Annotated in this window: 20 protein-coding genes and 1 riboswitch; of the genes, 5 read left to right on the forward strand and 15 right to left on the reverse strand. The window is 72.7% G+C overall.

Annotated features, from left to right (window positions below; genetic code table 11):
- The first annotated feature begins 97 nt into the window (after nucleotides 1–97).
- Both ACIQK6_RS14700 and ACIQK6_RS14705 read left to right on the forward strand, forming a co-directional pair.
- Nucleotides 98–877, forward strand: coding sequence for an alpha/beta fold hydrolase (locus ACIQK6_RS14700; RefSeq protein WP_329102837.1), 780 nt, complete (start codon nucleotides 98–100; stop codon nucleotides 875–877).
- Nucleotides 870–1478: a hypothetical protein gene (locus ACIQK6_RS14705; protein WP_402694909.1), complete on the forward strand. Its 609-nt coding sequence runs from the start codon at nucleotides 870–872 to the stop codon at nucleotides 1476–1478. The genes ACIQK6_RS14700 and ACIQK6_RS14705 overlap by 8 nt, the downstream gene beginning before the upstream one ends.
- Nucleotides 1479–1608: 130 nt before the next feature.
- Here ACIQK6_RS14705 and ACIQK6_RS14710 read toward each other — a convergent pair whose 3' ends face one another.
- The 6 genes from ACIQK6_RS14710 to ACIQK6_RS14735 all read right to left on the reverse strand — a co-directional run bounded on the left by ACIQK6_RS14710 (nucleotide 1609) and on the right by ACIQK6_RS14735 (nucleotide 6632).
- Nucleotides 1609–2358 carry an endonuclease/exonuclease/phosphatase family protein gene (locus ACIQK6_RS14710; protein ID WP_329102833.1) on the reverse strand — a complete coding sequence of 250 codons (750 nt, stop codon included), beginning with the start codon at nucleotides 2356–2358 and terminating at the stop codon, nucleotides 1609–1611.
- Nucleotides 2359–2435: 77 nt separating this feature from the next.
- Nucleotides 2436–3377 (reverse strand): ROK family glucokinase, encoded by a 942-nt coding sequence (locus ACIQK6_RS14715; protein WP_329102831.1) that lies wholly within the window; start codon nucleotides 3375–3377, stop codon nucleotides 2436–2438.
- Between the two features lie 61 nt (nucleotides 3378–3438).
- Nucleotides 3439–3903 (reverse strand): DUF5304 domain-containing protein, encoded by a 465-nt coding sequence (locus tag ACIQK6_RS14720; protein ID WP_329102830.1) that lies wholly within the window; start codon nucleotides 3901–3903, stop codon nucleotides 3439–3441.
- A gap of 78 nt (nucleotides 3904–3981) precedes the next feature.
- Nucleotides 3982–5139 (reverse strand): ArsA-related P-loop ATPase, encoded by a 1158-nt coding sequence (locus tag ACIQK6_RS14725; RefSeq protein WP_329102828.1) that lies wholly within the window; start codon nucleotides 5137–5139, stop codon nucleotides 3982–3984.
- A 46-nt stretch (nucleotides 5140–5185) separates the two neighbouring features.
- Nucleotides 5186–5626: an SRPBCC family protein gene (locus tag ACIQK6_RS14730; protein ID WP_327735075.1), complete on the reverse strand. Its 441-nt coding sequence runs from the start codon at nucleotides 5624–5626 to the stop codon at nucleotides 5186–5188.
- 166 nt (nucleotides 5627–5792) lie between these two features.
- The gene (locus tag ACIQK6_RS14735; protein WP_329108003.1) at nucleotides 5793–6632 is read right to left on the reverse strand and encodes a metallophosphoesterase; all 840 of its coding nucleotides are present in this window, start codon (nucleotides 6630–6632) and stop codon (nucleotides 5793–5795) included.
- Between the two features lie 255 nt (nucleotides 6633–6887).
- Here ACIQK6_RS14735 and ACIQK6_RS14740 point away from each other — a divergent pair, with 255 nt between their 5' ends.
- Nucleotides 6888–8684 carry an AMP-dependent synthetase/ligase gene (locus ACIQK6_RS14740; RefSeq protein WP_402694910.1) on the forward strand — a complete coding sequence of 599 codons (1797 nt, stop codon included), beginning with the start codon at nucleotides 6888–6890 and terminating at the stop codon, nucleotides 8682–8684.
- An 18-nt stretch (nucleotides 8685–8702) separates the two neighbouring features.
- Here ACIQK6_RS14740 and ACIQK6_RS14745 read toward each other — a convergent pair whose 3' ends face one another.
- The 7 genes from ACIQK6_RS14745 to ACIQK6_RS14775 all read right to left on the reverse strand — a co-directional run bounded on the left by ACIQK6_RS14745 (nucleotide 8703) and on the right by ACIQK6_RS14775 (nucleotide 17064).
- Entirely contained in the window at nucleotides 8703–10319 is a 1617-nt protein-coding gene (locus ACIQK6_RS14745; protein ID WP_329102823.1) for a GMC oxidoreductase, read from the reverse strand.
- Between the two features lie 155 nt (nucleotides 10320–10474).
- Nucleotides 10475–11617, reverse strand: a complete 1143-nt coding sequence (locus ACIQK6_RS14750; RefSeq protein WP_329102821.1) for a glycosyltransferase family 4 protein — start codon at nucleotides 11615–11617, stop codon at nucleotides 10475–10477.
- A 23-nt stretch (nucleotides 11618–11640) separates the two neighbouring features.
- Nucleotides 11641–12756, reverse strand: a complete 1116-nt coding sequence (locus ACIQK6_RS14755) for a hypothetical protein (RefSeq protein ID WP_329102819.1) — start codon at nucleotides 12754–12756, stop codon at nucleotides 11641–11643.
- Nucleotides 12757–12838: 82 nt separating this feature from the next.
- Nucleotides 12839–13897, reverse strand: coding sequence for an NlpC/P60 family protein (locus tag ACIQK6_RS14760; protein ID WP_329102817.1), 1059 nt, complete (start codon nucleotides 13895–13897; stop codon nucleotides 12839–12841).
- A gap of 240 nt (nucleotides 13898–14137) precedes the next feature.
- Complete coding sequence (locus ACIQK6_RS14765; RefSeq protein ID WP_329102815.1) at nucleotides 14138–15166, reverse strand: NlpC/P60 family protein; 1029 nt, start codon at nucleotides 15164–15166, stop codon at nucleotides 14138–14140.
- Between the two features lie 253 nt (nucleotides 15167–15419).
- Nucleotides 15420–16784, reverse strand: coding sequence for an NYN domain-containing protein (locus ACIQK6_RS14770; protein ID WP_329108001.1), 1365 nt, complete (start codon nucleotides 16782–16784; stop codon nucleotides 15420–15422).
- 40 nt (nucleotides 16785–16824) lie between these two features.
- Complete coding sequence (locus tag ACIQK6_RS14775; RefSeq protein WP_008738811.1) at nucleotides 16825–17064, reverse strand: hypothetical protein; 240 nt, start codon at nucleotides 17062–17064, stop codon at nucleotides 16825–16827.
- A gap of 124 nt (nucleotides 17065–17188) precedes the next feature.
- On the opposite strand from ACIQK6_RS14775, the gene ACIQK6_RS14780 reads away from it, so the two are divergent.
- Both ACIQK6_RS14780 and ACIQK6_RS14785 read left to right on the forward strand, forming a co-directional pair.
- A complete protein-coding gene (locus ACIQK6_RS14780) occupies nucleotides 17189–17923 on the forward strand; it encodes a rhomboid family intramembrane serine protease (RefSeq protein WP_329102813.1) in 735 nt (244 codons plus the stop codon).
- A complete protein-coding gene (locus ACIQK6_RS14785; RefSeq protein ID WP_214949914.1) occupies nucleotides 17920–18201 on the forward strand; it encodes an Lrp/AsnC ligand binding domain-containing protein in 282 nt (93 codons plus the stop codon). Before ACIQK6_RS14780 ends, ACIQK6_RS14785 begins: the two co-directional genes overlap by 4 nt.
- 784 nt (nucleotides 18202–18985) lie before the next feature.
- Here ACIQK6_RS14785 and ACIQK6_RS14790 read toward each other — a convergent pair.
- Together ACIQK6_RS14790 and trpD are read right to left on the reverse strand one after the other, a co-directional pair.
- Entirely contained in the window at nucleotides 18986–20374 is a 1389-nt protein-coding gene (locus tag ACIQK6_RS14790; protein WP_329102809.1) for an aminotransferase class V-fold PLP-dependent enzyme, read from the reverse strand.
- Between the two features lie 222 nt (nucleotides 20375–20596).
- Nucleotides 20597–20713: riboswitch (SAM riboswitch) on the reverse strand.
- Nucleotides 20714–20804: 91 nt separating this feature from the next.
- Complete coding sequence (gene trpD / locus ACIQK6_RS14795; protein ID WP_329102806.1) at nucleotides 20805–21869, reverse strand: anthranilate phosphoribosyltransferase; 1065 nt, start codon at nucleotides 21867–21869, stop codon at nucleotides 20805–20807.
- Nucleotides 21870–21910: the final 41 nt, after the last annotated feature.

Genomic DNA, 21910 nt, shown 5'->3' on the forward strand with positions numbered 1-21910 from the left:
GCCCGACGACCCTGGCCGGTGCCACCCCGGTCGCGTACGGTGAAGTCACACAGAGCAACGCACCCACCCGACGTACATCATGATCAAGGAGACCCTGGTGCCCGTCCTCCCTGGAGCCGAGCCGTTCCGCCACGAGGGCGGAGAGGTCGGCGTCCTCCTCTGCCACGGCTTCACCGGTTCCCCGCAGTCCCTGCGCCCCTGGGCGGAGTATCTCGCCGGGCGGGGCCTCACGGTGTCGCTCCCGCTGCTGCCCGGACACGGGACGCGCTGGCAGGACATGCAGCTCACGGGCTGGCAGGACTGGTACGCCGAGGTCGATCGAGCCCTGCGGGACCTGCTGGACCGCTGCGAGCAGGTGTTCGTCTTCGGGCTGTCGATGGGCGGGGCGCTGACCCTGCGGCTGGCGGCCAAGCACGGGGACGCCATCAGCGGCATCGTGCTCGTCAACCCGGCCAACAAGGTGCACGACCCGCTGGCCGTGACCCTGCCGGTGACCAAGCACCTCATCCGGTCGACGCCGGGCATCGCCAGCGACATCGCGAAGCCGGGCTCGGAGGAGGTCGGCTACGACCGGGTCCCGACCCGGGCCGCGCACTCGCTGAAGAAGTTCCTCCAGCTCGTGGACGCCGAGCTGCCGCAGGTGACGCAGCCGATGCTGCTGCTGCACAGCCCGCAGGACCACGTCGTACCGCCGGTCGACTCCGCTCGGGTCCTGGCCCGGGTCTCCTCGACGGATGTCACCGAGACCCTGCTGGAACAGAGTTACCACGTCGCGACGTTGGACCATGACGCGGAGCGGATCTTCGCGGACAGCTATACGTTCATCGGCCGCCTGGCGAAGAGCGTGGGTAGGGAGGGGGCGGAGGCCGGTGGCTGAGCACGAGGAGCAGTCGGGCGGGGTTCCCCCGCTGGACGAGGAAGCGGCGTGGGCGGCGATCGTCGCCGGGTACGGGCAGGAGCCGCCGGACCCGCCGGGGGCCCGGCCGTTCAGACCGATCGAGAACCTCCTCCTGCCGGAGGAGGACGTCAAGCCGCTGCCCGCGGAGTCCGCACCGGACGCGAAGGCCGATCCGAAACCGGACGCGAAACCGGACGCGGAGCCGGACCCGGAACCGGGGCCTCCGGCGGCGCTGGGCAGTTCCGTGCTCTTCGCCCCGGGCGTGGGCATGGCGGGTCCCCGGGACCACTCGCCGGCGGAGCCGCAGGACGATGACCTGACCGCGACGGAGGAGGGCCACTTCGTCCCCCCGGAGCCAGAGCTCCCGCAGGCGGACACGACGTCGAAGTTCGCGTGGCTCGCGGTCGTCGGCGGTCCGGTACTGCTGCTGCTCGCGGTGCTCCTGCAGTGGGAGATGACCTGGTGGCTGACGACGCTGGGCATCGGCGGCTTCCTGGGCGGCTTCGCCACGCTGGTGGCGCGCATGGCGACCGGCGACGAGGATGACGACGACGACCCGGGCCGCGGCGCGGTCGTCTGACCGGCCCTTTCCCGGGGCCTCAAACGCCGGCGGCACTGAAATTGCCCTCCGGGCACGCAGAGGGACGGCATCAGCCGAATACAGCCTCGCCGGCGTTTGAGGCGCGGGGGTCCGGGGGCAGCGCCCCCGGCTACGGCGCAGCAGCCAAACGCAGGGCCGCCAGCACCGGCAGGTGGTCCGTCGCCGACCGCAGGTCCGCCCCGGATACCCCCGGCAGCCCCGCAGGGACACCGCAGGCCAGCACCTCCACCCCCTTCGTGGCGAACACGGCGTCGATCCGGCGGTCCGGCGCCGACGCCGGGAAGGTCGGTCCGTCGCCCCACGGGGCCACCGCCCGGCAGTCCTGCAGCTCGGCGGCCAGCCGCCCGTGCGCCGGCCCCTCCGGGCCCTCGTTGAGGTCTCCCGCGGCGATCGCGTACGGCACGTCCATCGCGGCCAGCCGGTCCAGCAGCAGCTCCGTGTGGGCCCGGCGCTCTGCGGCCTGGAGCGAGAGGTGCAGGGAGGCCAGGCCCACGCGCACGCCGCCGACCCGGACCACCGCCGTGGCGAAGCCCCTGCGGTGCAGGCCGGGAGTGCGCGGCAGCAGGACGTCCTCCGTGCGCTCCACGAAGACCCGCAGCGAGCACAGCAGGAGCGGCCCGGCCGCCGTCGCGCCCCCGCCCAGCACCACCAGGTCGCACTTGGCGGCCAGCCGCGCCGCGTGTTTGCGCCATCGGAAGAACCGGGGGGCCTCCTGCACGAGGACGATGTCGGGCTCGCACGCCCGGATGACCCGGGCCAGCGCCTCCTCGTCGTCGCGCAGGGAGCGGATGTTGTAGCTCAGTACCCGGATCACGGCAGAACCGTCGGGCTCCGTACGAGACTTCGGCAGCTGGTCCATGCCCCGCAAGATACGCAGCCGCCCGCCGCTCCCCCAAGGGGCGCGGCGGGCGGTACGCGTGGAAATGGGGGTGAAGCTCAGCCCTGGCGGGCCAGGTCGGCCGCGCCGACGAGCCCGGCCTTGCCGCCCAGTTGCGCGGCGAGGACCTGCGCGTGCGGACGCCAGGCGCCGCCGACCAGCCAGCGCTTGAAGGACTTGCGGATCGGGTCGAGGACGAGGTCTCCCTCGTCCGAGACGCCGCCGCCGACGATGAAGGCGGACGGGTCGAACAGCGAGGCCAGGTCGGCCAGTCCCGCGCCGGCCCAGCGGGCCAGTTCGCGGAAGGCGTCGATGGCCACCAGGTCGCCCTGCCGGGCGGCCTCGCTGATGTGCTTGCCCTCGATGCCCTCGGGGGTGCCGTCGCCGAGGGCGAGCAGGATCGCCGCGTTCTCGGGGGTGGCGTTGGCGCGCTGCTTCGCGTACCGGACGAGGGCGCGCCCGGAGGCGTACTGCTCCCAGCAGCCCTGGCTGCCGCAGCCGCACAGCAGGCCGTCCGGGACGACCCGGATGTGTCCGAACTCGGCGGCGACGCCGAAGCGTCCGCGCCGCAGCTTGTTGCCGATGATGATGCCGCCGCCCAGGCCGGTGCCGAGCGTGATGCAGATGACGTCGTCGTGGCCCTGGCCGGCACCGAAGCGGTACTCGCCCCAGGCCGCGCAGTTCGCGTCGTTCTCGACGACGACGGGCAGGCCGATGCGCTGCTCGACCTTGTCCTTGAGCGGCTCGTGCCGCCAGTTGATGTTGGGCGCGAAGAGTACGGTCGCGCGCTTGTCGTCCACGTATCCGGCGGCGCCGATGCCGACGGCCTCGATGCTGTGGTTGCTGCTGACCTCGGAGACGGCGGCGCAGATGGCCTCCGTCACTCCGTCCGCGGTCGGCGGGGTGGGCACCTTGTACGTCTCAAGGATCGTGCCCTCTTCGTCGACCACGCCGGCCGCGATCTTCGTGCCGCCGATGTCGACGCCGATGGTGAGTCCCATTAGTCCCTCGGTTTCCGGTCAAACCCCGCCACGGCCAACGGTACCCGAGGCTCCAGGGGGATCAGTCGAGATCGATCCGCTCGGAGGGGCCGTCGTCGGGGCCGTCCTCCCGGGGGGCGCGGTCGTGGGACGCCTGCCGGGGTGCCGGGGGTTCGCCCCGCGTCCAGCGCCGCTCGTGGCCCTCGACGGCAGAGCGGTAGGCGGCGAGCAGTTCGGAGCCGGCGGCCGCGAGGTGGTCGAAGACTTCCGGGTTGCGCTCGACGACGGGCTTGGCGGCGGTCTTGGCCTGGTCGACGATCTGGCGCACCGCACCCTGCGCGGCCACGCCGAACAGCGGGTTGTTCAGCCCGGACACCTTGTCGGCGACGGCTTCGAAGAGCTTGAACAGCTCCTCGGCGGCGGTGCCGGTGCCGCCGGCCGCGGCCTGCTCCTGCCGGCGCCGGCGTTCCTGCTCGGCGGCGAGGTCCTCGGCGCAGGCCCCGGCCCAGGCGTCGTCGTCGTGGGGACGGTCGGTGGCCTCGCTCATGGCGGACTCTCTCCTGCGGCTGCTGCTGGACGTGCGGTACGGACTACCTTCGACGGTACCCGAACGGAGGTAAGCCGTTCATTGCGTACGGGGCCACAGTCCCGGGTCGGGGGTGAACCGGACGCGGAGCTCCCCCTCGGCGAGGGCGGCGCCGGAGACGGTGCAGCGGCGCAGTGCTGCGGGGAGCGGAACGATCCTGCGGTGGGGGCCGGCGGTGAGCAGCAGCTCGTCGCCGCGGCGGACGAGGTCGAGGTCGCTCTTGTGCGCGCCGGGCAGCGGTACCACCCAGACGAGCACCCCGTCCTCGGCCAGGTGGTCCTCGACGGCCCAGGCGCGACGGGGTGCGGGCACCTCGGGGACGAGCCCGTCGGCGGCGGCGAGCAGCTCCAGGTCCTGCGGGCCGCGCGGGTCGCGGCCGAGGTGGGCGAGGGCCACCACCGGGAGCTCGGCGGCCCACTCGGCGGCGTACTTCTGCTGCTGGGCGGCGAGCCCGGCGAGCCAGGGGTCGGCGGATCGCGCCGGCACGGTGCGGTTGGCGACGAGGGCGGAGACGGGCAGCTGCTGCAGGGCGAGTCCGAGCCGGCCGAGGCGCAGCGCGTCGGCGGCGGCCGGGCCGGGCTCGGCGACCAGCCGCAGTTCGGTGGTGTCGGCCTCGACTACGGCCTGGACGGCGGCCAGCTCCTCGTCCCAGCGGGCGGCGGTCTCGTAGAGCCACTGCGCGGGCATGGGCACGCCGGCCAGCTGGGCCAGTACGGGGCGCAGGGCGCGGGCGGCCTGCCGTTCGACGGGCAGCAGCCGGGCGAGGTAGCGGCGCAGCTGGGCGGGGAGGGCGAGGGTGGCCACGGTCTGGTGGAGCGGCGGCATGTCGACGACGACGAGGTCGGTGTCGGGCGCGGCGGCGGCCCGCCGCAGGGCGCGGAGCAGGGCGAACTCCTCGGCGCCGGGCAGTTCGGTGATCTCCTCGGCGCCCAGCGGCCGGGCCCCGACCATGCCGAGCAGGGCGGATCCGCGCTGCTGGAGGGCGACGAGTTCGTCGCGGAACTCCTCGCCGGAGTCCACCCGGGCCACCCGCAGCCCGGGGGCGGCCGGGTCGCCGACGAGGCCGGTGAGCGGGTCGCCGACGTCGCCGGAGAGCAGCAGCACCCGCCGCCCATGGCGGGCCGCGGCGAGGGCGGTGGCCGCCGCCGCGGTGGTCCGCCCGGCCCCGCCGGGGCCGGTGATCAGCAAGGTGTGCATGGTGCGGGTGCTCCGGTGTGCGTAGAGCGGGAAGCGGGAAGCGGGATCAGACGGTTTCGACGCGCTTCTTCAGGCCCGCGAGCGCGCGGTCGATGATGACCTTCTCGGCCTTGCGCTTGATCATGCCGAGCATGGGGATCTTGACGTCGACGGTCAGCTGGTAGGTGACCTCGGTGCGCTTGCCGCCGTCGACGGCGGTCAGCCGGTAGGAGCCGTCCAGCTGGCGCAGCATCTGGGACTTGTCCAGGGTCCAGCTGACCTCGTCGGTGCCCTTCCAGCTGTAGGCGAGGGTGTGGTCGTCCTTGATCGCGCCCGCGTCGAGCAGCAGGCGGACCTTCTCGGCGCGCCCCTCGGCGTCGGTGGCCAGTACCTCGGCCTCCTTCACCTCGCCGGTCCACTCGGGGTAACGGGCGAAGTCGGCGATCACGGCCATCACGTCGGTGGGCGCAGCCTCGATCGTGATGCTTGAGCTGGTGTGTTCCGCCATCGCGGTCGCTCCTCCGGGCTGGGGGTGGTACCTCCCAGCGGCAGCTGGGCAAGTTCGAGGACGTGTGCGGCCTGGGGCCGCCGCGTGAAGGCTACCGCGCGTGTGGACGTCGCCACTCCAGCGCCTCCCGCACCCTGCGGGAGCCCTCCGCGAAGCGGCTGGATCCCTACCATTCGAGGACCCAGGGCCGACCGGTGGCCGCGAAGTGGCCCACGTTCACGCACTCGGTGCTCCCGATGCGCATGCGGCGGGCGAGCGGCTGGTGGACGTGGCCGAAGAGGGCGTAGCGGGGGCGGGTGCGGCGGATCGCGGCGAGCAGGGCCTCGCTGCCGCGTTCGAAGCGGCGGGCGACCGTGTCGTAGCAGAGCTCGGGCACCTCCGGCGGGATGTGCGAGCAGAGCACGTCCACCTCGCCGAGGGCCTCCACCTTGGCGGCGTACTCCTCCGGGTCCACCTCGTACGGGGTGCGCATCGGGGTGGGCAGTCCGCCGCCGACGAAGCCGAAGACGCGGCCGCCGATCTCCACCCGCTGGCCGTCGAGCACCGTGAGGCCGTGGCGGTCGGCGTACTCGGGCCACAGGCCGGGTACGTCGACGTTGCCGTAGGTGGCGTAGGTGGGGGTGGGGAAGGCGGCGAACATCTGTGCGTACTGGCGGCGGACGGCGCCCTCGATGAGCGTGTCCCGGTCCAGGCCGGCCCACAGCTCCCGGCCGAAGGCGCGGGCCTCGTCGAAGCGGCGCGCGGTGCGCAGCTCGACGATCCGGTCGGCGTTCTCGACGCCGAACAGGTCGGGGAAGATCCCGCGCGAGTGGTCGGCGTAGTCGAGGAAGAGCACGAGGTCACCGAGGCAGATGAGGGCGTCGGCGCCGTCGCCCGCCCTGGTGAGGGCCTCGGTGTTGCCGTGCACGTCGCTCACGACGTGGACCCGGGTGCGGCCTGCTTCCCGGCCTGTCGCACCGCCCGCCCCTCGGCCTGATCCGCTCGTGCCGAACTGCTGTCCCCGCATGCTGCCAGCCATGCGGCCAACCCTAGAGCTGCCTGGTGGCGGCGGGTAGAGGGGGTGGGAGAGGTGGCCGGACCTGCGGTTACTTCCGAGTCGCAGGTGGGGTCGACTACTGTCGGCACGTTGGGGCGAGGCGGGGTAAGTACAGAATGTGACGCACGGAACATCTGGCCGGTTCCCCCTATCGGGAACCCACTACCGGTGGGTAACGTCCGGTCGGTCCACATGGTGGCGATGGCGCCCAGAGGAGCAGCAGTCTTGCGCGAGTTCAGCCTTCCGGCCCTGTACGAGGTCCCGTCGGACGGGAACCTGACGGATCTCATCCGCCGCAACGCCGCTCAGCATCCAGACACCGCCGTCATGAGCCGCAAGGTCGACGGCCGGTGGCAGGACGTGACCGCGACGGAGTTCCTCGCCGAGGTCCGGGCCGCGGCCAAGGGCCTCATGGCGGCCGGCGTCCGGCCCGGCGACCGGGTCGCCCTCATCTCCCGCACCCGGTACGAGTGGGTGCTGTTCGACTTCGCGATCTGGAGCGCGGGCGGCGTCACCGTCCCCGTGTACGAGACCAGCTCCCCCGAGCAGGTCCAGTGGATCCTCGGTGACTCCGGCGCCGTCGCCGTCATCGTGGAGAGCCCGGCGCACAGCGCGGCCGTGGCCTCGCTGCGCGACCGGCTGCCGGAGCTGCGCGAGGTCTGGGAGATCGAGCAGGGCGCGCTGGAGGCGCTGAAGGCCGCCGGCGCGGAGGTCTCCGACGCCGAGGTCGAGGAGCGCAGCAGCCTCGCGGGCGCCGACGGCCCGGCCACCATCGTCTACACCTCGGGCACCACCGGCCGCCCCAAGGGCTGTGTGCTGACCCACCGCAACTTCTTCGCCGAGTGCGGCAACGCGGTGGAGCGCCTGAGCCCGCTGTTCAAGACCGGCGAGTGCTCGGTGCTGCTGTTCCTGCCGGCCGCGCACGTCTTCGGGCGCCTGGTGGAGGTGGCGGCCGTCCTGGCGCCGATCCGCCTGGGCTGCGTACCGGACATCAAGAACCTCACCGACGAGCTGCAGTCCTTCCGCCCCACGCTGATCCTCGGCGTCCCCCGGGTCTTCGAGAAGGTCTACAACTCGGCGCGCGCCAAGGCGCAGGCCGATGGCAAGGGGAAGATCTTCGACGCGGCGGCCGACACGGCCATCGCCTACAGCCGCGCGCTGGACAACCCGCGCGGCCCGTCGTTCGGGCTGAAGCTCAAGCACAAGATCTTCTCGAAGCTGGTCTACAGCAAGCTGCACGCGGTCCTCGGCGGGCGCGGCGAGTACGCGATCTCCGGCGGCGCGCCGCTGGGCGAGCGGCTCGGCCACTTCTTCCGCGGCATCGGCTTCACGGTCCTGGAGGGCTACGGCCTGACCGAGTCCTGTGCCGCGACCACCTTCAACCCGTGGGACAAGCAGAAGATCGGTACGGTCGGCCAGCCCATGCCGGGCTCCGTGGTGCGCATCGCGGACGACGGCGAGGTGCTGCTGCACGGCGAGCAGATCTTCACGGGGTACTGGAACAACGAGGCGGCGACCGCCGAGGCGCTGACCGACGGCTGGTTCCACACCGGCGACGTCGGCACCCTCGACGAGGACGGCTACCTCACGATCACGGGCCGCAAGAAGGAGATCATCGTCACGGCGGGCGGCAAGAACGTGGCCCCCGCGGTGATCGAGGACCGGATCCGGGCGCACGCGCTGGTCGCCGAGTGCATGGTGGTCGGCGACGCGAGGCCGTTCGTGGCCGCGCTGGTCACCATCGACGAGGAGTTCCTCGGCCGTTGGGCGGCGGAGAACGGCAAGCCCGCCGGGGTCACGGCGGCGGACCTGCGCGAGGACGCGGACCTCATCGCCGCCGTCCAGAAGGCGATCGACGACGGCAACGCGGCGGTCTCCAAGGCGGAATCGGTGCGGAAATTCCGCATTCTGCCCTCCCAGTTCACGGAGGAGTCGGGTCACATCACGCCGTCGCTGAAGCTGAAGCGCAATGTGGTGGCGAAGGACTACGCGGACGAGATCGAGGCGCTGTACCGCGGCTAGGCCGCGGCCGGTCGGCGGCTAGCGGGGGTCCTCGGCGAGGATCCGGGTCATGTTCCGCTCCGCGAGGGCGGTGATGGTCACGAACGGGTTCACGCCGAGCGATCCGGGGATCAGGGAGCCGTCGACCACGTACAGCCCCTGGTACCCCTTGGCCCGCCCGTACCCGTCGGTGGCGTCCCCGAGGACGCAGCCGCCGAGCGGGTGGTAGGTGAAGTCGTCGGCGAAGGCCTTGTTGCCGCCGAAGAGGTCGTACCGGTACATCGTGAAGTTCCGCCAGTTGATGCGGTCGAAGAGGTTCTTCGCCGCGTTGACCGAGGGCGTGTTCTGGTCCCGCCGCCAGTTGAGGCGGGCCGAGTCGGTGGCGGCGTCGTAGGTGAAGTGCCCGCGCTCCCGGTTCTTGGTGATGGCCAGGTACATCGAGATCCAGTGCTCGATGCCCATGGGGAGCGGGGCGATCTCGGCGAAGACCGGGTTCGCGGCGTTGTCCCAGTCGTCGATGCCCATCGCGGGCATGGTGGCCTGGTTGCAGCCGACCGTGTCCCACAGGTGGTTGGCGCGGGCGGTCATGACGTTGCCGTTGGGGCCCCAGCCGAGCCCGACCTTGTCGTTGAGCGCGGGCAGCGTCCCCCGCTCGCGGGCCCGTAGCAGGATCTCGGTGGTCCCCAGGCTCCCGGCCCCGAGGAAGAGCTGTTTGCAGCCGAGTTCGCGGACCTGGGTGACCCGTCCGGTGACATCGCTGGTCCGTACCGTCAGGACGTACCCCCCGGCCGGGTCGGGCCGTACGCCGACCACGCGCTGCATGGTCTCGATGGTGACGTGGCCGGTGCCGATGGCGGCGGCGAGGTAGGTCTTGTCGACGCTCTTCTTGCCGTGGTTGTTGCCGTAGATGACCTCGCCGGCCAGGGCCGAGCGGGGGGCGGTGCCGGCCGCCTCGCGCTTCATGTGCTCGAAGTCGTAGACGTTGGGGACGAAGACGGTCTTCAGGCCGGTGTTCTGGGCGTGCTTGCGGGAGATCCGGGCGAAGCGGTACCACTCGGTGGATTCGAACCAGGCCGGGTCGATGTCGTTGACCCCGAGCATGGCGCGGGCGCGGGGGTAGTAGGTGCCGTACATCTCGTCGGCGTCGACCTGGGGCAGCACCTCGGAGAAGTACGAGCGGCGGGGCGTCGGGGCCATGCCTCCGTTGACGAGCGATCCGCCGCCGACCCCCCGGCCGACGTAGACGGACATGTCGCCGTAGTTCACGCGGTCGAGGACGCCGGGGTAGGGGCTGATGTCCCGGTTGACCACGTCGAGCCAGAGGAACTGGGCGAGCGGGGCCTCGGTGCGGTTGCGGAACCACATGGAGCGCTGGTCGGGCGCGGAGGTGGAGGGGAAGACCTTGCCGTCGGCCCCAAGGGTGTCCCAGAGCCGGCCCATCTCCAGCACGACGGTGCGTACGCCCGCCTGCCCGAGCCGCAGGGCGGCGACGGCGGAGCCGTAGCCGGAGCCGACGACGATGGCGGGGGCGTACTGGGCGGCGGCGGGCTCCACGGCCGCGGCGGAGGCCGCCCCGATCCGGGTGAAGCCGAGCGCGGCGGCGGTCGAGAGGGCGCCGAGTCCCAGTAGTTGACGGCGCGTCAGGTTGGATGTCATGGCCGCATCATGGGCGGAATCCGGCCGTCCGCCCAGACGCGGTATTGACAGACATCTGAGGAACAGTCAGGCGTGGCTACGCAGCCGGTCAGGTGCGGCTCCGCTGGTCGGGGGTCCGGGAGCAGAGCCCCCGGCAGCGGCGCCGCACCCGGCGATCAGAGCAGCTCGCGCAGCCGTTCCGCCAGGAGGTCCCAGCGCCAGCGGTCCTCGACCCACGCACGGCCGGCCGCGCCCATCCGCGCGCGCAGTTCGGGATCCTTCAGCAGGGTGACGATCCGGTCCGCCGCGTCCTCGGGGGATCCGCCCCGTACGACCCAGCCCGTTTCGCCGTCCAGCACGGCGTCCGGCGCCCCGCCGGAGTCGCCCGCGATCACCGGCAGGCCCGTCGCCGAGGCCTCCAGGTAGACGATGCCGAGCCCCTCCACGTCCAGCCCGCCCCGGCGGGTCCGGCACGGCATGGCGAAGACGTCGCCCGCGCCGTAGTGGGCCGCGAGTTCCGACCACGGGACGGCACCGGTGAAGACGACGGAGTCCGAGACCCCGGTGGAGACGGCCAGCTCCCGCAGGTCCGCCTCGTAGGGCCCGCCGCCCACGATCAGCAGCACCGCGTCCGGCACCGCCGCCAGGATCTGCGGCATCGCCTCGATCAGCGTGTCCTGCCCCTTGCGCGGCACCAGCCGGGAGACGCACACGACCACCGGCCGGTCCGTCAGCCCGAGCCGGGCCCGGACCTCCGCCCCGCCCGATCCGGGGTGGAAGGTCTTCTCGTCCACCCCCGGCGGGAGTTGCACCATCCGGGCCGCCGCCCGGTCCGTCACCGCCGAGGCGATCCGCGAGCGCGTGTACTCCCCCAGGTAGGTCAGCGTGTCGGTGCCCTCGCCGATCCGGCGCAGCAACTGCCGCGCGGCCGGCAGCTGGGCCCAGCCCGCCTCGTGCCCGTGGGTCGTCGCCACGATCCGCCGCGCACCCGCCCGCCGCAGCGCCGGGCCCATCAGCCCGAGCGGGGCCGCCGCCCCGAACCACACGGACTCGCATCCGTGTTCGCGCAGCAGGCCCACCGCCCGCCGCGTCACGCGCGGGGTCGGCAGCAGCATCGTCGTACGGTCGCGGACCACCTGGAACGGCTGCTCCGCGTCGAAGGCCGCGGTGGCCTCGCGGCCCTCCGCGCTGTGCTTCCAGGTGGAGGCGTAGACGACGATCCGGTCGGGATCCAGCCGTAGCGCCATGTTGTGCAGGAAGGCCTGGATGCCGCCCGGTCGCGGCGGGAAGTCGTTGGTCACGATCAGCGTCTTGTGCATCGCTGCCAACGTACCGGACGCCCTCAGCGGAACTCCGCGCGCAGGGCCTCCTGCCAGTCCTCCGTCAAAGCGTCCGGGTCCACTCCGAGGGCGCCCCGAACCGCCACCGGCCACGGTTCGCGCCCCGCCCGCCCGTACAGGTCCACGAGCGCCGCCTCGCCCCATCGGTCCGCGATCAGCCGGCAGGCCAGCCAGGCGCCCTCGTACGCCCGGGCCAGCGCCTCCGGGTCGCCGCCGAAGGCGAAGTCCTCCGCCCGGGGCAGCTCGCCGGGCACCTCGCCCCGCCGCAGGGCCCGGGCCAGCGCAGGAGCGGCCCGCTCCGGGGTGGCCGCGGTGCCGCGGTAGCCGGCCCAGTCCGCGAAGCCCTCGGAGAGCCACAGCGGGGTGGTGGCGGTGGTCGCCGCCCGAGTGGCCACATGGGTGACCTCGTGGGTCAGGATGACCCCGCGGCCCGCCGGGCTGAGCTCGGCCCACCCCTGCGGGTTCACGACGACCCGGTCGGCGGGGGCGGGGGCCGCGCCCACCCGGCCCGTCGTGACGGCCCCCATGCCCCGGTACTCGGCCGCCGGGCGGCCCAGCAGCTCCGCCATCCGCTCCAGGGATCCGGGGACCAGCACCACGGCCCGGCCCGCCCAGAGCTCCGGCCAGGCGGCGCTCACCGCGGGCACCGCCCGGTCGGCCTCCGCCGCGATCGCGGACAACGTCCCCGCATCCTGCCCGACGCCCAGCACCAGCGAGCGCGACCCGCGGACCACCGCCACCGGGCCCTGGTCCCACAGCTGCGGCAACGCGCCCGGCGCGGCCCGGTCCCCGGTGACGTGCCACCGCCCGCCGTCCCGGGTCAGGCGCACCTCGCGCGCCGACCCGGCGGCGGCCGCGTCGTAGCCGGTGAGCCGGTAGTGCAGCTCCGCCCGGACGGTGGCTCCGGCACCGTCCCGCCGGACCTCGGAGACCTCGTACGCCCAGCCCTCCAGCGGGATCCCGGCGAGCCCCGCGGGCGGCGTCCTCGACCAGTCGGCAACCGCCTCCCGGACGTCCCGCTCCGCGGCGTCCCGAGGGGCGGGCGCGCCGCACCCGGCGAGCAGCACGCTCAGCAGGAGCGGCAGCACGCGTACGGGGCACCGGCGGACGGGGAACATCCGACGATCGTACGCACGGGTGCGCTCGGGGGTGCCCTGCCGATCGGGCCGGGCCTGACCGGCGCTACTTTGACGACAGGGCCTAGGGCCGGGTCACCGAGGAGATCGGCATCATCCCCACGGGGTCGTAGCGGACCCGGGCCCCGGGGTAGGGGGCGTGCACCACCTGGCCGTTGCCGACGTACATGCCGACGTGGCTGGCGTCCGAGCGGTACGTCACCAGGTCGCCCGGGCGGGCCTGCGACAGCGGCACCTGCCGGCCCGCGTGCCGCTGGGCCTGCGAGGTGCGCGGCAGCGAGACCCCGGCCTGCCGGTACGACCAGACCATCAGCCCGGAGCAGTCGAAGCTGCTGGGCCCGGTGGAACCCCACACGTACGGCCGGCCGACCGCGGCCCGGGCCGCCATCACGGCGGCCGCGGCGCGTCCGGAGGAGGGTCCGAAAGAGGACAGCTCGGGCAACCCCTCGGGGCGGCCCGCGGAGCGCGAGGAGCGTTCGTAGTCGGCCCGCTCCCCGGAGGGCATGGCGTTGAGCAGGCGCCGGGCGGCCGCGAGCTTCGCGGTGACGGCGCTCTTGTGCCGGGCCACGTCGGAGCGCAGGGCGTCGAGTTCGGCGAGTTTGCGGGAGGCCTCCCGGCGCTCCTGGCCGAGTTCGCGCTGCTCCTCGCGGAGTTCGTCGAGCTGGCGGGCCTGGCGGCTGGTCAGCCGGTCGAGGGCCGCGGCGCGCTCGAGGTACCCGTCGGGATCCTCCGACAGCATCAGGCCGACGGCGGGGTCGATGCCGCCGCCGCGGTACTGGGCCCCGGCGAAGGAGCCGAGGACGCCCCGCAGGGTGTTGATGCGCTCCTGGCCGCGGGCCACCGCGTCCTGGGCCCGGTTGACCTCGACGCGGAGCCGGTCGGCCTTCTCGCCCGCCTCGTTGAAGCGCTCGGTGGCCTGCTCGGCCTCCTCGAAGAGGCGGTCGACCTGGGCGCTGATGCCGGTTCTCGCCCCGCCGCCGGGTTCGTACGGGAGGCCGGCGGCCGCGTTCGCGGGTACGCCCGTCATGGCGACCGCGGCGGTGGCCGCGGCGGCGGCGGTGAGGACGGTGATCTTCGTGTTCCGGTCGAGGCTGCCGAGCCCGGCCCGGCGATGGGACGCCACGTGAAACCGCTCCCTTCCGCTGTGCGGGGCCCGGGTCCGCCCTCCGTGGACGGCCGTGTACCGGGTTCCGCGCTGGCAGACAGTAGCGGCGCGACCACGCACCGACCAACGACCGTCGGCGGGCACACATGCCGACGCCCCGCAGGAGACGCAGGTCACCGGCGGGGCGTGTGGTCAGAGGGGGGCCGCGGAATTCGCCCGGATGGGCGGCGTACGGCCCGTCCCGGACCGCGGAGCGGATCAGCCGACCCGGACGCCGAACTGGAACGGCATGTTGTCCATGGACTCGTACTTGATGCCGCTGCGCGGGTTCGAGGCGTGCAGCGTCATGTTGTTGCCGGCGTAGAGGCCGACGTGGTGCAGGTCGCCGTAGAAGAAGACCAGGTCACCGGGCTGGAGCTGGCTGCGGCCGATGCGGGTGCCGTCGTTCACCTGGGTGAAGGTGGTGCGGCTGATGTTGACGCCGGCCTGCTTGTAGGCCCACTGCGTCAGCCCGGAGCAGTCGTAGACGGTGGGGCCGGTACCGCCGGACTGGTAGGTGAAGCCTAGCTTCGTCTTGGCGGCTTCGAGGGCGGCTCCGGCACGACCGGAGGCCTTGACGTTGCCGAGGTCGACGCGCTGGCTGTCGGCGCGGCTGGCGCGCGTCTCCTCGTCCTTGAGCGCCGCGCGCTCCTGCGTGGTCAGGGTGTTGAGCAGGGCCTGGGCCGCGGCGAGCTTCTCGGTGGAGACCTTCTTCTTCTCGCCGAGCTCCTTGCGGGTGGCGTCGAGGTCCGCGAGCTTGCCGGCGGCCTCCTGGCGCTGCTGCGCGAGGGTCCGCTGCTTGTCCTGGATCCGCTGGACCCCCTCGACCTGCTTGGCGCTCAGGTGCTCCAGGGAGGAGGCCTTGTCGAGGTAGCCGTCAGGGTCCTCGGAGAGGAGGAGCGCGAGGGAGGGGTCGATGCCGCCGCTGCGGTACTGGGCGCTGGCCATCGAACCGAGCGTGCTGCGGAGGTCGTTGAGCTCGCCCTGGCCGCGCGCGACCTGGTCCTGCAGCTGGCTTATCTCCTTCTCCAGCTTGTCCTGGCGCTCCTTGGCCCCGTTGAACTTCTCGGTGGCCTGCTCCGCCTCTTCGTAGAGCGCGTCGACCTGGCTCTTGACCTCGTCCTTGCTCGGCTTCGCCGGCGCGGCGGAGGCGCTCTGCGCGGTGAGGGCGACGGCTGCGGCCGCGACCGAGGTGAGCACGGTCACACGAGCGCGGTTCGGCTGCTTGGGTCGACGGTGGGACGCCACGAAGGCGATCTCCTTCTTCCTGGGAGCCGCCGAAGAACGCAACTCGGCAGCACCTCCGCCGCCACCCCGAATGAGTGATCTACCGCACGAAGGTTTGAGCAGACCCTAGTGACCCATCTGTGATCAGTTCAAATCCTGTCGAGAAAAAACTCACCCCTCGACCAGGTTCTTTACCCACAGCGCACGCTCCGTGCAGGTCACTTGACGGTCCGTCCTCCGCGAGTCCCCTCAATTCGGGCATTGTGGCGAGGAGTTACGAAACGCGCGAAAGCCGCTTCAGCAACAATGCGGACGCCACGGGCCGCGCACCCGCCTTGGCCACCCCGTCGGCGACCTCCCGGTCCGTGGAGACCACGACCACCGGCCGGCCGGGCGGCTCCGCACGCACCAACTGGCGGATCAGCTCGTCCGCCGTCACCCCGGCCTTGGAGAACAGCACCCGCACCCCGCGCGGCGGCGCAAGCAGCACCGGGGCCGCCAGTTCCGCCCCGTCGAAGACACAGGTCATCTCCGCACCCGTCTGCGCGGCCAACATGGACAAACCACCCAGGAGCCGCAGCCGCTGCTTCTCCAGCGGCATCGTCGGATAGCCCGTCTTGGTCACGTTGTAACCGTCGACCACCAGATGCGCCTGGGGCAGCGCCAACAACTGGTCCAGCAGGGCCGGATCGGTCTCCGAGAGGGCCCGCGCCGCAATGTCCTTCGGCGTCATCCGGCCCGGCTCCACCGCCTCCACCGTGTCGGCCGGCCGCGTCGAGACCGGCGGCAGGGCCAGCTCCCGGCGCAGCCCCTGGGCCGCGTCCAACACGGTGTCCAGCAGCAGCCTCAGCCGCATGTCCTCGATGCTGCGCCCCTCGCGCGTGGCCCGGCGCGAGGTCTCCAACGCCGCTTCCACCTCCGCGAGACGGGCCTTGAGCCGGCGGGTCTCGCTCTCGGCCGCGGCCACCCGGGCAGCCGCGTCACCGCGGATCCCGTCGATCTCCGCATTCACCTTGCGCAGGGCAGCGTCACCCCGCTTGACGTCGCTGAGGGCGCTCCGCAGCTTGCGCTGAAGCGATTCCGCTTCCTTGCGGGCCGCGTCCAGCTCGACCCGAACCTGCTCCCCGCCCGTGCGCTGGAGGTCCCGCGCGTGGGTCAGCTCCTCGCGCAACCTCTCCAGCTCGCGCCGGGTCTCCTCGCCGACCCGCTCGGCGTCGGCGCGCTGCGCCTCCTCGCCCGCGGCGGCCACCAGCTTGACCCAACCGGCCGGCCGCAGGACGAAGGCGGCCGCCGCCACGTCCAGCGGATCCGCGGCGGCCGGGGGCGCGCCGGCCTCCAGCGCCGCGGCCAGATCTGCCTGCGCCTCGCGCAACTTCTCGGCGACCCGGCTGCGGAACACGGCGTCGGTCTCGACCGCCGCGGCCATGGCATTGCCGGCGAACTTGGCGCGCCGGGTCGGGGTGAACCGGGCGTACTGACGCAGCTGCGCCGGGAGGTCCGCGACCGTCAGTGCGCCGAAGGCGTCCGAGACGAGCGCGACGACCCGGCGCCGCACGCCTTCCGGCAGCGGGTGGTCGAGCGCCTCGGCGGCGTCGCCGGCCGCGTCGGCCGGCTCAGCGCCGCTTGCTGGCTCCACAATCCGTCACCCCTACCGTGATCTTCCTGTGGGTGCGTCTCCGTCAGGAGTCCGCGCCCGGCCTGTCCACGAGCTCGATCTGGTCCACCGCGTTGCACCAGCGGCAGCGGACCGACTCGATGGTCTCATTGACCACCTCGCGCTCCTCGACCTTGGGCTCCCCGGCGAGGTCCAGGTGGACGTACTCCACGACCTTCGACGAACGGGTCACGTCGAAGCGCGTGAGATTGCCGCACAGGGTGCAGCGCCACCGGGTGGTGTCGGTCGGCAGGGGAACCGTCATCAGGCCGCTCTCTCCTTCGTAGCTGATTCAATTAAAGCCGCCCGCGCCGCCGTATGCGTCGTCCTACGGACCGCAGCTCGTAACCCTACGGCCTGCCACCGCTTCAGGTGGGTCCCCTTACGTCATGCTCTGTCACATGATCGTAAAGTGGCGGGCCGTTCGCGAGGCCGCCCGGGGACCGGTGGTCACCCATGCGCTGATCGCGGGCTGCGCCGTGGCGTTCGTACTCGGACCGGCCTCGGGACTCAACCCGGCCTACGGGACGGGGGAAGAGCTGCTGGCCGCCGGGACGGCCCACTTCCGGCGCTGGGGCGTGGTCCCGGACGAGCTCTTCACGGACGGCCCGCGCGCCTGGCTGACCCCGCTGACCGCGCTGTTCGTCCACGGCAGCTGGCTCCACCTGCTCGGAAACATGCTCTTCCTCTACGTCTTTGGCGCAATGGCGGAGGAACGGATGGGCCGCCCGGCGTTCCTCGTCTTCTACCTCTGTGCGGGGTACCTGGCGATGGCGGCGTACGCGGCGGCCAACGCGGGCTCCCCGCAGACGCTGATCGGGGCCTCCGGTGCCATCTCGGCGGTGCTGGGCGCCTTCCTCTTCCTGCTCCCGCGCGCGCGGGTGACGAGCCTGTTCCCGTTCCTCTTCTTCCTGCCGCTGCGGTTCCCGGCGTGGATGGTGCTGCTCTTCTGGTTCGCCCTCCAATGGCTGGCGGCGCAGCGCGCGGAGAGCGGCCCCGGGGTGGCCTACCTCGCCCACCTGGTGGGCTTCTCGCTCGGCTTCCTCTACGCGTGGGCCCGCTACCGGGGTACGACTAGAGTGAGTCGACCAGCGACGGCCACCGAGGGAGACAGCCAGCCGTGATCACCGCGATCGTGCTCATCAAGACCAGCGTGGACCGGATCCCCGAGATCGCCGAGGCCATCGCCGCCCTCGAGAACGTCAGCGAGGTCTACTCCGTCACGGGGACGTACGACCTGATCGCGCTGGTCCGCGTGGCCCGCCACGAGAACCTGGCGGACATCATCCCCGGCCGCATCAGCAAGATCCCGGGCGTCGAGGCGACGGACACCCACGTGGCCTTCCGCACGTACTCCCAGCACGACCTGGAAGCGGCGTTCGCCATCGGCCTGGACGCGTAGCGCCTCCGGCGCGGTCTGCGGTCCGGTCCGGCCGGATCCCCACCGGGCCGTTGCCCTGCGGGCCTGCTCGGTGGTGTCCGGCGGGTCCGGATCCTCGCCGGGCGCTGCCCGGACCCGCGCCGTTGCCCTGCGGGCTGCTTGGTCGTGTTGCTGCCGTCTGCCGGGCGCTGCCCGGACCCGCGCCTCAAACGCCGGCGGGGCTGAATGGGCGGGCCCGCGCCTCGGCGGGTGGGCGGGCTTGTCGGCACGGGTCGGTCCGGGGGGCCGTGGTGGGGTGTCTCCTCGGCTCGGCGCGTGCGGGCATGTCTCGGCTGTGCCCGGTGGTAGCGCCTCGTCCTGCGGGGACACCCCACCACGTCCCCCCTCCCCTCAGCAGCACAACCCCACAGGGAAGCCCCCACTCACCCGTTGACAGTGCAGGCCCACCGGGAAAGGGGTCAGTCACCCGTTGGCGGTGCCGGTTCATGGGGAGGTGGGGGGACAAGGTTGGGCTGTCGAAGCCCTACCGTGGGGCGGGGACACGGCGGAGTGTCCCCGCAGGACGAGCGCGCAACCCAGGCCGAACGGCAGAACCACGGCCGCCTGGCGCGAGCCGAGGAGACACTTCGGCGGGGCACCGCCCCACACCACCCAGCCCCGCCGGCGATTGAGGCGAACCACCTCGGCACGAGGCAACGTGCCACCGAACCGCAAAACCGCCGAGCCCCCCGCAGGGGACCCGGCGAACCACCTCGGCACGACGCAACGTGCCACCGAACCGCAAAACCGCCGAGCCGACCGCCGGTCATACCGCCGGGACGCAGCGGCCTTCCTCCGTGCGGTACTGCCACTTGGCGCCGTCCGCCACGAGTTCCTTCACCGCGCCGACGAAGCGCTCCACGTGCTCGTCGGGGGTGCCGGCGCCGAAGCTGACGCGGATCGCGTTCAGCGAGCGCTCGCCCGGCGCCGCCTCCGGGGCTCCGCATTCGCCCTGGGCCTGCGGCTCGCTGCCGAGCAGGGTGCGGACCAGCGGGTGGGCGCAGAACAGGCCGTCACGTACGCCGATCCCGTACTCGGCGGACAGCGCGGCGGCGAAGTGAGAGCTGTTCCAGCCGTCCACCACGAAGGAGATGACGCCGACCCGCGGGGCGTCGTCCCCGAAGAGGGAGAGGATCCGGACCGCGGGGACCTCCGCCAGGCCCTCCCGGACCTTCTCGATGAGGTGCTGCTCGCGGGCGACGAGGTTCCCGAAGCCGGCCTCGGTCAGGGCCTTGCAGGCCGAGGCGATGGAGTAGACGCCGATGACGTTCGGGGAGCCGGCCTCGTGGCGGGCCGCGGTGGTGTGCCACTCGACGTCCACGCCGCCGTCCTCGCGCCGGGCCACCGTGCGGGAGGCTCCGCCGCCCGCGAGGTAGGGGTCGGCCTGCTGGAGCCAATCGGCGCGCCCGGCGAGCACGCCCGAGCCGAAGGGCGCGTAGAGCTTGTGCCCGGAGAAGGCGACCCAGTCGACGTCCAGCTCCTGTACAGAGACGGGGTGGTGCGGGGCCAGTTGGGCGGCGTCCAGCACGATGCGCGCGCCGTGGGCGTGCGCGGCGGCGGCGAGTTCCTTGACCGGCCACAGTTCTCCGGTGACGTTGGAGGCTCCGGTGACGCAGACCAGGGCCGGGCCGTAGGGGTCGCGGTCGGCCAGCGCCCGCTCCAGGGTGGCGACGGCCTCGGCCGGGGTGCGCGGCGCGTTGAGGTAGGTGACCTGGGCGTTGGTCCACGGCAGCAGCGAGGCGTGGTGCTCGGACTCGAAGACGAACACCTGGCAGTCGGCGGGGAGCACGGCGGCGAGCAGGTTCAGCGAGTCGGTGGTGGACCGGGTGAAGACGACCTGGTCGGTGGGGCGGCAGTCGAGGAACTCGGCGACGGTGACCCGGCTCTGCTCGAAGAGGTCGGTGGAGAGCTGCGAGAGGTACCCGGCGCCGCGGTGCACGCTGCCGTAGTACGGGGCGTACGCGGCCACGTCGTCCCAGACGCGCTGCAGGGCGGGGGCGCTGGCCGCGTAGTCGAGGGCCGCGTAGGTGACCTCGCCGCCGGTGACGAGGGGGACGGTGACGTCCCGGCCGAGGACCGCGAGCGGCTCGGCACAGGCGGGGTCGACGGTGGCTGCGGTGGCGGTGGCGACGGCGGCGTTCAGGGATGCGGACATGGCGGTATCTCCCGGCAGGCAGGGCTGAATGGCTTCGGTGTGCCCGTACGCGGGTAGGGCGCTGCGGCCGTCCGGGGTACGGGAGGGTCCTCGGATCGCACGGGGCGGGGGTACGCGGAAGTGACCCTGGTCCGAGGGTGAAGTGGGGGCGGAGTCGCCCTATCGCATTCGCTTGCTCACGGAAAAAGCTCCTCGAGAAGACCAGGACCCCTGGTGTCGAGGGATCCGCGCTTGCCGTAGGCCTTGTTGCCTACGACCTGGTCATCACCCGGGGCACCCCGCCACGGAAGGAGGGTTGCCGGACAGCAAGCCGGGGCCTAAACGCTGTCACTCGTGACCTGGTGTGCATCCTGCCACATGATCGCGGGTACGCAAGACCCCGGTCCGCATGGTGGACCGGGGTCATCGTTTTCGCGTCGTTCCCGCGCGCCTAGACGTTGCTGGCCGTCACCCAGCGTTCCAGGGCGGCCCGGGCCGCACCCGAGTCGATGGACTCCGCCGCGCGGGTGATTCCGGCCGCGATCTGCTCCTCCAGGGTGCCCGGACCGGGGTCGAGGGCCACCAGGGCCGCCGCCGAGTTCAGCAGGACGGCGTCGCGGACCGGGCCGGTCTCGCCGGCCAGCAGGCGGCGGGCCACGTCCGCGTTGTACGAGGGGTCCCCGCCGGCCAGGGCGGAGACGTCGACCAGGGAGATGCCCACGTCACGGGGGTCGAAGGCCTGCTCGGAGACCTTGCCGTCGCGGACCCACCAGACGCGCGAGGTCGACGTCGTGGTCAGTTCGTCCAAGCCGTCGTCACCGCGGAAGACCAGCGCGGACGAGCCCCGCTCGGCGAGCACGCCCGCGATGATCGGGGCCATCCGGGGGTCGGCCACGCCGGTCGCCTGGGCGCGCACCCGGGCCGGGTTGGTCAGCGGGCCCAGCGCGTTGAAGAAGGTCCGGATGCCCAGTTCCTTGCGGGCCGCGGCCACGTGGCGCAGTGCGGGGTGGAACTTCACGGCGAAGCAGAAGGTGATGCCGGCCTCTTCGGCGACCTCCACGACCCGTTCCCGGCTCAGGTGGAGGTTCACCCCGAGCTTCTCCAGGACGTCCGAGGAGCCGCTCGCGGAGGACGCGGCCCGGTTGCCGTGCTTGACGACCTTGGCGCCGGTCCCGGCCACGACGACGGCCGACATCGTGGAGATGTTCACCGTTTTGGCCCCGTCGCCGCCGGTGCCGACGATGTCCACCGTGCGGCCCGGCACCTCGATCAGGTTGGCGTGCGCGTACATAGCCCGTACGAGGCCGTTGATCTCCTCGACCGTCTCTCCCTTGGCCCGCAGCGCGACCGTGAAGCCGGCGATCTGGGCGTCGGTGGCCTCCCCCCGCATGATCCGGTCCATGGCCCAGGCGGTGTCCTCCGCGCGCAGGTCCTGGCCGGTCAACAGGGCGTCGAGAACGCCCGGCCAGCCACGGGCCGCCACGCTGTCGCCGCCTGCCGGGGTCGCAACGTTCATGGTCCGCTCCTGCTGTCGGTGGAGGATTCCACGTCTGATCG

Source organism: Streptomyces sp. NPDC091682, from assembly GCF_044756625.1.
GTDB lineage: Bacteria > Actinomycetota > Actinomycetes > Streptomycetales > Streptomycetaceae > Streptomyces.

What these genes read in the sequence shown, in the direction of transcription:
- ACIQK6_RS14710 (WP_329102833.1), bottom strand. Translation starts at nt 2,358, where the DNA reads ATGGACCAGCTGCCGAAGTCTCGTACGGAGCCCGACGGTTCTGCCGTG.
- ACIQK6_RS14715 (WP_329102831.1), bottom strand. Translation starts at nt 3,377, where the DNA reads ATGGGACTCACCATCGGCGTCGACATCGGCGGCACGAAGATCGCGGCC.
- ACIQK6_RS14720 (WP_329102830.1), bottom strand. Translation starts at nt 3,903, where the DNA reads ATGAGCGAGGCCACCGACCGTCCCCACGACGACGACGCCTGGGCCGGG.
- ACIQK6_RS14725 (WP_329102828.1), bottom strand. Translation starts at nt 5,139, where the DNA reads ATGCACACCTTGCTGATCACCGGCCCCGGCGGGGCCGGGCGGACCACC.
- ACIQK6_RS14730 (WP_327735075.1), bottom strand. Translation starts at nt 5,626, where the DNA reads ATGGCGGAACACACCAGCTCAAGCATCACGATCGAGGCTGCGCCCACC.
- ACIQK6_RS14735 (WP_329108003.1), bottom strand. Translation starts at nt 6,632, where the DNA reads ATGCGGGGACAGCAGTTCGGCACGAGCGGATCAGGCCGAGGGGCGGGC.
- ACIQK6_RS14745 (WP_329102823.1), bottom strand. Translation starts at nt 10,319, where the DNA reads ATGACATCCAACCTGACGCGCCGTCAACTACTGGGACTCGGCGCCCTC.
- ACIQK6_RS14750 (WP_329102821.1), bottom strand. Translation starts at nt 11,617, where the DNA reads ATGCACAAGACGCTGATCGTGACCAACGACTTCCCGCCGCGACCGGGC.
- ACIQK6_RS14755 (WP_329102819.1), bottom strand. Translation starts at nt 12,756, where the DNA reads ATGTTCCCCGTCCGCCGGTGCCCCGTACGCGTGCTGCCGCTCCTGCTG.
- ACIQK6_RS14775 (WP_008738811.1), bottom strand. Translation starts at nt 17,064, where the DNA reads ATGACGGTTCCCCTGCCGACCGACACCACCCGGTGGCGCTGCACCCTG.
- ACIQK6_RS14780 (WP_329102813.1), top strand. Translation starts at nt 17,189, where the DNA reads ATGCTCTGTCACATGATCGTAAAGTGGCGGGCCGTTCGCGAGGCCGCC.
- ACIQK6_RS14790 (WP_329102809.1), bottom strand. Translation starts at nt 20,374, where the DNA reads ATGTCCGCATCCCTGAACGCCGCCGTCGCCACCGCCACCGCAGCCACC.
- trpD (WP_329102806.1), bottom strand. Translation starts at nt 21,869, where the DNA reads ATGAACGTTGCGACCCCGGCAGGCGGCGACAGCGTGGCGGCCCGTGGC.